General features: G+C 65.4%; 6 protein-coding genes, 1 tRNA gene and 1 pseudogene. 6 read left to right on the top strand and 2 right to left on the bottom strand.

From position 1 onward, the window contains the following. Positions 1 to 872: 872 nt before the first annotated feature. On the bottom strand, positions 873 to 1,142 hold the full coding sequence (locus GA0115259_RS02280) for a hypothetical protein (protein WP_176732404.1): 270 nt from the start codon (positions 1,140 to 1,142) through the stop codon (positions 873 to 875). Between the two features lie 865 nt (positions 1,143 to 2,007). On the opposite strand from GA0115259_RS02280, the gene GA0115259_RS02275 reads away from it, so the two are divergent. The 4 genes from GA0115259_RS02275 to GA0115259_RS42660 all read left to right on the top strand — a co-directional run bounded on the left by GA0115259_RS02275 (position 2,008) and on the right by GA0115259_RS42660 (position 6,241). Then, complete coding sequence (locus GA0115259_RS02275) at positions 2,008 to 4,203, top strand: glycoside hydrolase domain-containing protein (protein WP_093590032.1); 2,196 nt, start codon at positions 2,008 to 2,010, stop codon at positions 4,201 to 4,203. Beyond that, complete coding sequence (locus GA0115259_RS02270) at positions 4,200 to 4,553, top strand: hypothetical protein (protein WP_345940983.1); 354 nt, start codon at positions 4,200 to 4,202, stop codon at positions 4,551 to 4,553. Before GA0115259_RS02275 ends, GA0115259_RS02270 begins: the two co-directional genes overlap by 4 nt. A gap of 16 nt (positions 4,554 to 4,569) precedes the next feature. Then, the gene (locus GA0115259_RS02265) at positions 4,570 to 5,262 is read left to right on the top strand and encodes a hypothetical protein (protein ID WP_093590028.1); all 693 of its coding nucleotides are present in this window, start codon (positions 4,570 to 4,572) and stop codon (positions 5,260 to 5,262) included. Positions 5,263 to 5,500: 238 nt separating this feature from the next. Then, positions 5,501 to 6,241: a UTRA domain-containing protein gene (locus GA0115259_RS42660; RefSeq protein WP_161230263.1), complete on the top strand. Its 741-nt coding sequence runs from the start codon at positions 5,501 to 5,503 to the stop codon at positions 6,239 to 6,241. A gap of 53 nt (positions 6,242 to 6,294) precedes the next feature. Here GA0115259_RS42660 and GA0115259_RS41420 read toward each other — a convergent pair. Further along, a pseudogene (locus tag GA0115259_RS41420) lies at positions 6,295 to 7,158 on the bottom strand (FkbM family methyltransferase). Between the two features lie 383 nt (positions 7,159 to 7,541). Here GA0115259_RS41420 and GA0115259_RS02250 point away from each other — a divergent pair. Further along, positions 7,542 to 7,922, top strand: coding sequence for a hypothetical protein (locus GA0115259_RS02250; protein ID WP_093590021.1), 381 nt, complete (start codon positions 7,542 to 7,544; stop codon positions 7,920 to 7,922). Positions 7,923 to 8,018: 96 nt separating this feature from the next. Further along, positions 8,019 to 8,105 (top strand) — tRNA-Ser (locus GA0115259_RS02245). The last annotated feature ends 187 nt before the right edge of the window (positions 8,106 to 8,292 follow it).

The raw sequence follows: 8,292 nt of genomic DNA, 5'->3' as shown, positions 1-8,292 counted from the left end.
GCCCTGGTCCTGTGGCTCCGCGAACCCACCGGGTGATCATTTGTCAGACAGGCCCTAGGGGAACGGCCTTGAAATCCGCGTTCGCCCTGACCACCGACTCCCGAACCCAGATCCAGACTCTTCGCAGCCAGCAAAGCTGCGTGAGAGGGGCTGCCGAACATTCCGGCAGCCCCTCTCACGCATATGACCGTCTCACCTTGTCCCACCCGATCCCGCCGTTGACCAGGGCGTGTGGCCAGCCTGTGGCCGACGTGACGGCTGGACATCTGGCACGACGATCAATGGAATCCCCACACCACAGAGCGAGTTACAACTTTCTCTCCGGCTTCCAGGCGGCTCGCTTCGCTCACCGCGCGCGGTACGGCCCCCGGCCGGGCCTGCGCTCCTGTCTGCGCCCCGCTGCGCCAGCCCGGCCGGGGCCCGTACCGCGCTCACAGCAATCGGTCGCCTGATGCCAGAGAAGGGGTACGTCGTGGCTGGGGCGGTCGGCTCCGCGGCTTTATGCAGCGCCACCCCAAAGCCGCTCCGCCGACCTCACGCTTTACATGCCCGCAGACAATGGCCTCAAATTTTCGTGTCACGATCACAGGAAACCGCAGACAGTCATTATCACTTTTCCTGAGGCTTGCGCCGACGAGGAAGGGGAGTTTTCTCCTCAGTCTCATCACCCATGGAAACAGATGCACTGTCGACAGCCTTCACCAAGATTACCCTGCGAGGAATTGGGTCTTCGCTTGAGGGACTCGATGCGACTTTTCGGTGACGCCCTCGCACGCACCCCAACACCCCACCACCACAGTTGGAAAGAGTGCGCTTCCGTCAGGAGGCTGTGGTCGTCTGGGTGCCCTGCGAAGCATGCAGACGACCACCGATCACCTACTCGTTGAGGGCTGCGTCGATCGTGGCGTGCCGTGCGTGGCGAGGTGGAGGCGGAGCAACGCGACGAGTGTCGGCGGGATTGGGATCGCGCGGGTGGCGCGGCGGGCGCGGCGCTTGAGGCCGCGTTCCTCGTACGACTTGCCGTCGTTGGTCCGGCCGGAGCCGACCTCCGGGCGGCTGCCCGCGAGGATGAGTTCGCCCCATCCGTCCTCCAGCAGTCGGCAGTCACGCTTTCGCAGGTCCGCTGCCTCCGACGAACGCATGGAGGCGTAGTAGAGGCAGCCGAAGAACGCGTGTAGATGTTCACCGCGCCGGTCCTGGCGGGGGTGTTGGCGCGGAGGTAGTCGTGGGATTCGAGCAGCGCGAGCGCCGGTTCTACCTGGGTGGCTGTGCGGAAGCGGCGGGAGGCGGCGACCGCGTCACGGCGTTTGATCGATGTGCGCCAGGTGCCGTCCGTCCTGGGGCGGCGCAGCCATTCGAGGATGGTCTGCGCCGCGTCCGTGGCGGGAATCCGACGGATTCACCGTATCGCTGTTGGAGAAGAGGACGATTCTTCGCAGGGGCCTTGGCATTGGCGGTGATGGCGCCGCGCACCATGTCCGGCCCGACAGCATCGACGGCCATGTTGTGCGCCGCAGCGTCGAATAGGCCGATTTCCGCCTCCTCTGAGAGAAGCCCGCCCACACCGAAACGCCTAAGACGCGGCCCCGGACGACCGCACACAGTGAACCGGGAACGCATCCGCCGGACCGAGTCGTTACCTTTCTCGGAGAGGAGCGCCGGTGAAGACATGTCATAAGGAACGCAACGCCCCCGAACCGCAGGCGCCATGGAACGAATTTATGCCGTGGCTGCGGGTGAGGGGACACTCTTGGGCCGGCCCTGGCGGTGAGGTGCCCATCGCCGCTGTCGGCGCTGAATTCGATCTGTTCATCAGCCTGTTCACTTGGGCAGGCCGTGAACCGAACCTCGGAGCCGAGCAACTGGTCTGTGAGCTGCTCCCCCAACAGCCCGCTCACCTAATTGCGCTGCCACTCCGCCTGCAACAGGTCCGGCCTCGTTGTCGCACAGTCACTGATCGACGCAGGCCAGGACCTCCATTAATGTCCAGATGTCAGGAGACAGTTCATGGCTGACGAGATGGTGCGTCTCGCCCAAAGATTCGTGAACACGACCTACAACAACGGCACGACGCTCGGCATATCCAAGTTGGACGAGAACGGTCTCACCGGGTGGACCACGATGTACGCCCTGACCCGGGCGCTCCAGTACGAGATGGGCATCACAGCTCTGTCGGACTCCTTCGGCCCGACCACGCTGTCGACCATCGGGGCGAAGTACGGCAAGCTGGACGAGACAACCGTCCCCTCCGCGACCTTCTGCCGCATCCTTCAGTCCGCCCTCTACTGCAAGGGCTACGACGGCGGTGACATCGACGGCACGTACAACTCCCGTGTCAAAGCGGCTGTGGTGAAGCTGAACCAGAACATGGGCGTGGACGGCACCTACCCGGGCAGCTCCCTCTGGCCGAAGGTGGTCAAGGGGCTGTTCAACATGGACGCTTACGTCACCGTGAGCGGCGGCTCGGACGACATCCGCGCCATCCAGCAGTGGCTGAACGGCCGGTACATCCTCCGCAAGGACTTCTACGTCATCCCCTGTGACGGACACCACTCCCGCGATGTCGCGAAGTCGATGCTGTACGCGATCCAGTACGAACTGGGGATGGCCGACGGCACCGCCAACGGTGTATTCGGGCCCGGCACACAGTCCGGCCTGAAGTCTCACACGGTCTCGGTCGGCACCACCGGCACATGGGCGCAACTGTTCACCGCGGCGATGATCCTCAACAAGCGGAACGTTCCCTTCGGGAATTTCACCGCCACGGTGAAGAGCGGCGTGGAAAGCTTCCAGTCGTTCATCATGCTCCCGGTCACCGGGCTCGGCGACTATCAGACGTGGGCCTCGCTTCTCGTCTCGTACGGCGACCAGACCCGCAAGGGCACGGCGTGCGACGGCGTCACGAAGATCACGCCCGAGCGTGCGCAGGCGCTGAAGGCCGCCGGCTACAAGCACATAGGCCGGTACCTCTTCAACCCGTCGAGCACGAGCCTGCCGGAGAAGCAGATCCAGCCCGGCGAGCTCGCCACGATCAAGGAGTACGGGCTGAGCTGCTTCCCGATCTTCCAGACGACGAGCCGGTCGGCGGACTACTTCAGCGCCAACCAGGGCACCAGCGACGCGTTCAAGGCGATCGAATGGGCTCAGTACCACGGCTTCAGGACGGGCACCCTCATCTACTTCGCGGTGGACTACGACGCGATGGACGCCGAGGTCACGCAGTACATCGTCCCGCACTTCCGCGCGGTGGCGCGCACGGTCAGCGAAAGCTCCGGATATTTTGTAGGGATTTATGGACCGCGGAACGTGTGCCAGCGCATCGCGGACGCCGGGTACTCGTCGGCGAGCTTCGTGTCGGACATGTCGAGCGGCTTCTCGGGGAATCTCGGTTACCCGATGCCGACGAACTGGTCGTTCGACCAGATCGCGACCATCACCGTCGGCACCGGCAGCGGTGCGATTGAGATCGACAACAACATCGCCTCCGGCCGGGACAGCGGCCAGACTGATTTTCTCCCGGGGGGCTACACCGACGGCTTGGACGTCGACCTGGACAAGGCCGTGTACCGGGACGCGATGCTGACGGACGTCCAGAACTACCTGACATCAATCGGAGTTCCGGAGACCGGCGGCGACGGCTGGACCGACGATGACTGGGTAACGCTGGGTGGTATCTCCACGACCAAGGCGTACGACCTGGTGCTGAGCGCGGACTGGCTCTTCACATCACTGGCGCGGCAGCTCAAGCTCCGCAAGGCGCTGATCCAGGCACCCGTCCTGTGGGAGCTGCGCAAGTACAACCCCTTGGACCTTGTCGCCGACACGGCCGTCAGGAACGGGCTGAAGGATGACTCCAGCACCGGTTGGGGGCAGATCTTCGCATGGGTGACCATCGAGGCCCGCAACTACTGCATAGGGCAAAGCATTATCAACGGTACGCCGCTGACCACTTCTGATCTTCGAACGGTATGGGACGACCTCCAGGACCCGACCTACAACATCCGGTCAGTCGCCTACCTGACGCTCTACAACGCGCACCAACTCGGAACCGCCAGACCGAGCCTGACCACCAGTCTGTCCGACACACAGGCCCTGCTCGCCCGGTACAACGGGACCGGGGACGCAGCCCAGCAGTACGGTCGCGAGCTGATCGGCCTGTACAACGTGCTGGAGAACTACAACCAGCTTTCCCGCAGCACGTGATCGTCACCACGGCCTTCGATACTGGGCGCATGTGGAAATGGTCGTTGACATCCGTGGGCGTGAACCTGCTGCTGGGACTTCCCGCTGTGGTTCCGGTATGGCTGCTGTGGTACTTCGTGGCGAACTGGCCGTTCGCCGCGCTCGGCTGGACCCAGCGGGAGCCGACGGAGAACGACGGCATGCTGCCTTGGTTCCTGTTCGGGGGGTCGGTGACGGTCGGGTTCGCCCTGCTCTGGTGGCTGGCCAACCGCCCCGTGCGGCGCAGGGTTGCTGTGGCTTCTCCTTGGTACTGGCTGGTCAGTGCCTTGGTGACCTTGCTGCCGACGTTCGTGCTCGTGATCGTTCTATGAGAGAGGAACCGACGACATGCAGAACGGAATAACGAGGCGGACGGTGGTGAAGACCACCGCGGTGATCGGTGCCGCGACGGCCGTGAACTCCTTCGTTCCGGGCGCGGCCTCGGCCGCGCCGAAGGCCGATCCGCAGGGAGAGACGAAGAAGCTCCCGACGTCGGCGAACGGGTGGACGATCGAGAAGGAGGCGAACCACGTCTCGACGGTGTGGACGCGCCCTGTCGCCGGTACGGGGCTCAAGGTGGACATCCGGATCGGTGACGTGGAGGCGATCCTCGTCCATGTGATCCGGCGCTTTCATTACGAGGTCGAGCAGATCCAGCGGATCGACCTGGCCGGCTGGCGGGACATCGGTGGACTCCGCAAGGGCCTTCCGGAGTCGAACCTCGCGTCCGGAACAGCGGTGCGGATCCGGCCGGGTGCCAGCGCGAAGGGTGGGTTCTACCCCGCGCAGGAACTGGTGTTGCGTGACATCCTCGCCGACTGCGGGGGTCTCGTGCGCTGGGGCGGGGACGACAGTGCAGTGAACGAGTCGCTCTTCTACATCGATGCCGGTCCGGACGACGAGCGGGTACGGAAGTTCGCCGACACCCTCCGCGAGTGGGAGGTGACGCCCGGCGCGGGGGCCGGTGTGGAGGTGGACGTCCTGTCCCCGTCACGGCGCAGCCGTGCTGACAGTCTGGCCCGCATCCAGCGTTCGGCTTGATCCGACCTCATGAGAGCTGAGCTCCCCCTCCCGGTGTGTCCGGAGGCCCATCGTGGCAGGGGGAGTCGGCGAGCCGCGCCTCCTCTTTGAACTCCTTGTTCAGTGTTCAGTCCGATTACCTGAAAGGCGGTGCGGCTACGAGCGCAAGGGCCGCACGGCGTCGCCGGGGCGGCCGGTCACTGGCATGAGGCCATCACAACCTGAGTGTGGCAACTTCGTTCGTTGGCCTGGACAGTGGATGGTGTACGCCAACACCAGGTTCGGCGAGGCAGAACAGCGGGCCGTACCCGACGCCGTGGTGAGTGTCCGATGCGACACCAGGACGGTGGAGGCCGATGGCCAACTGTCGCTGCTCCTGGGCGTCGACGTCGGTAGTCCGGTGGCGGAGTACGTCTTCATCGGTCACCAGGGCACCTCGCCGAGGAGTCTGGCCCGTATCTACGTACCTCACGCCGTGGCGAGGCTCGGTGTGCCCAGGGCGAACGAGTCCGTTTGGGGCGACGGCGTGCGGGAGTCGTTGTCCGCCGCTGGGGTGGGGGTTGCGCGTACGACCGAGCGGGTCACGGCGCGATTCCCCACGACGGCCGAGGCACAGACGCTGCACATCACCACCCGGTCGCCGGTGCTGGCGGTGGAGCGCGTTTCGACCGACGCGACCGAGCGCGTGGTGGAGGAAGCGCTCCCGGTGCTGCCCGGCGACCGTACCGAGATTCTCTTCACCACGGGCTCCGTGCCCGAGCGGTTGGAGCGATCAAGATGGACGAGCATGAACAAGATGGACGGGCATGAATACGCAGCCACGCCATTGCCCGTGCTCCCTCCTCCCGCAGCCCCGCGCTTGCTGCCGTGGGCGGACCCCGAAGGGAAACCGTGCTACCTGAGCACCGATGACAACGGAAGCGTGATCTCCCGGCTTGCCGACGAGATCGAAACTGGCACGACGGCGGCGAGGACGCCGAACCGCCGGCCGGTGCCATGAGATGACGGCCGCGGCCCAGGGCCGGAGACCGAGGAACGGCCTGCGACTTCGACCTACTGCGGGTGCTGTACGGGCCACTGGTTGATCTGGTGCCCGGAGTGCTGCGGCTTCGAGGGCTGCGCGGTGTGCGGATGGACGTTTCGAGTGCCCTGCCGACGATGCGTCGGCGGAACGCTGGGCGCGCCGCGCAGGGCAGTCGGGTAGCTCGCCGGCCGGTAGTCGTCGGCGAGCCGGTAGACGTTGAAGCCGCGGTCGCGCATGGTTGTGCGCAACGCCTCGGCGGAGTCGCCGAGCTGGGCCATCCGCTCAGGTGTCACCTCAACGGTGATTCGACGTCCGGCCGCAGCTTGTCGAGCATGGGTGCCATGCCCCGTACGACGCTCCCCTCGGCCCCCTCGACATCAATCTTGATGACGCGGGCACTGCCGATCTCTGCGGAATCGAGCAGCTCACCCAGTGGCCGGGCCTTGATCTGGAACGTCGACTCTGCGGGCCCGTCGTACGGCACGATGCTTGTTGGCCCTCATGTTGGCCGAACTGGCCAGCACGAACGTCAGCGTCTTCCTGCTGTCCGAGACGGCCCCGTTCACCGCCCGCACGTTGCCCAACTCATTGAGCCGCACGTTCTGTGACAGCCGCTGAAGGAAGACCGGCGAAGCCTAGATCGCCACCACCTTGACGCCGTCCCCGACGAGCTGCGAGGCGAGCACGCTGTAGTACCCGATGTTGGCGCCGACGTCGACGAACGTGTCCCCAGGTTCCAACCGCCCTCGCAGCCACCGCGTCATATGCGGCTCCCACACACCGAACAGGTAGATGTACCGCTGGATGAGGTCCTGGGTGTCAACGGCGAACCGAGCCCCGAACCGTGAGCGAACCACGCGCCGCCGAGGATGCTCCCGGAGCTGGGGATTCAGGTACCGAGCGGCGACCGATGCCTTCCCAAGCGCTCCCGCTGTGTGACGAACGTACCCCGGCCGAGGCTGACTAGCGTTGCTGAGCTGTAGCTACGCATCCGGTCGCCTCTCCGCCGAGTCTCATGCAAACCGTAACGTTGGGGACCCCTTGTCGGACTGATAGGGACCCCATCCCCGGAAGTCTGCTCCCCGCACCCGCGGGGATCGTCCCTCGTGCCAGCCATGCCGGGACAACGACGGTAACTGCTCCCCGTGCCCGCGGGGATGGTCCCCAGGCAGCACGACGAGCCGCCGCACGCAGCTGATCCCTGATCTGTAGGAGGTCCGATTATGCTGCTCCCCGTACCCGCGTCGACCGGGTTCGGGCGGGGATCTTTCTTGCTGTGCGGCTCTATGAGCATCGGGAAGGGCTTCGGCGGAGCGAGCACCCCGAAGCGGAGATGGTTGCCGAACTGGCTGAGGCCGAGCGTCACCGTGGTCGGTCGTTTGAGCAGATCATGTTGCTCGGCGGGGACGAGGTGGTGGAGGCCGCGCACGAGCTGAATGCGGCTGCTCTCGCTGTCGACTGGCAGGCGACCGGGAAGACCACGGGCACCCTGGAGGAGTGGCGCGAGCGCGATCGTGTCGTTTTCCGAGAGGTCAACCAGTTCCATGAGGCCGCCCGAGTGGACCTTGGCGTACAAGGCAAGGTCACTGGTGACAACCATCCCGAGCGGGACCTTCTGTTGCCCTCGGCTCGCCGCGACAGTGAGACCGGCACGTGAGATCCGTGGGGCGTGGCCATCCTCTGGCCAGTGCGGCACGGCGAGATCCGCCAGCCGGTAGGCTGTAGGCGCTCCGTCGCTGGTGGGCGGGGCGTGGGTGGGTTGCCCGAGTGGCCTAAGGGAACGGTCTTGAAAACCGTCGTGGCAGTGATGTCACCGTGGGTTCAAATCCCACACCCACCGCCCAGGTCAGAGAACTAGCAGGTCAGAAGGCGCGCCTCCGGGATGGAGGCGCGCCTTCTGTGTTTACTCTGTCTCACCCCGGACGCTTGAGTCCTGGCGTGGGAGAGGTGGGCGTCGGTTGGCTTTGTCTTATGGGGGCCGTTGTCCGGGATCGAACGGGATGTAGGCGGGCCGGCGCTTGCCCGCC

The sequence above is a fragment of the Streptomyces sp. MnatMP-M17 genome, assembly GCF_900091995.1.
In the GTDB taxonomy this organism is placed as follows: Bacteria; Actinomycetota; Actinomycetes; order Streptomycetales; family Streptomycetaceae; genus Streptomyces.
The sequence above is the reverse complement of the archived record's forward strand: the minus strand, read 5'-3'. Positions and strand labels throughout refer to the sequence as shown.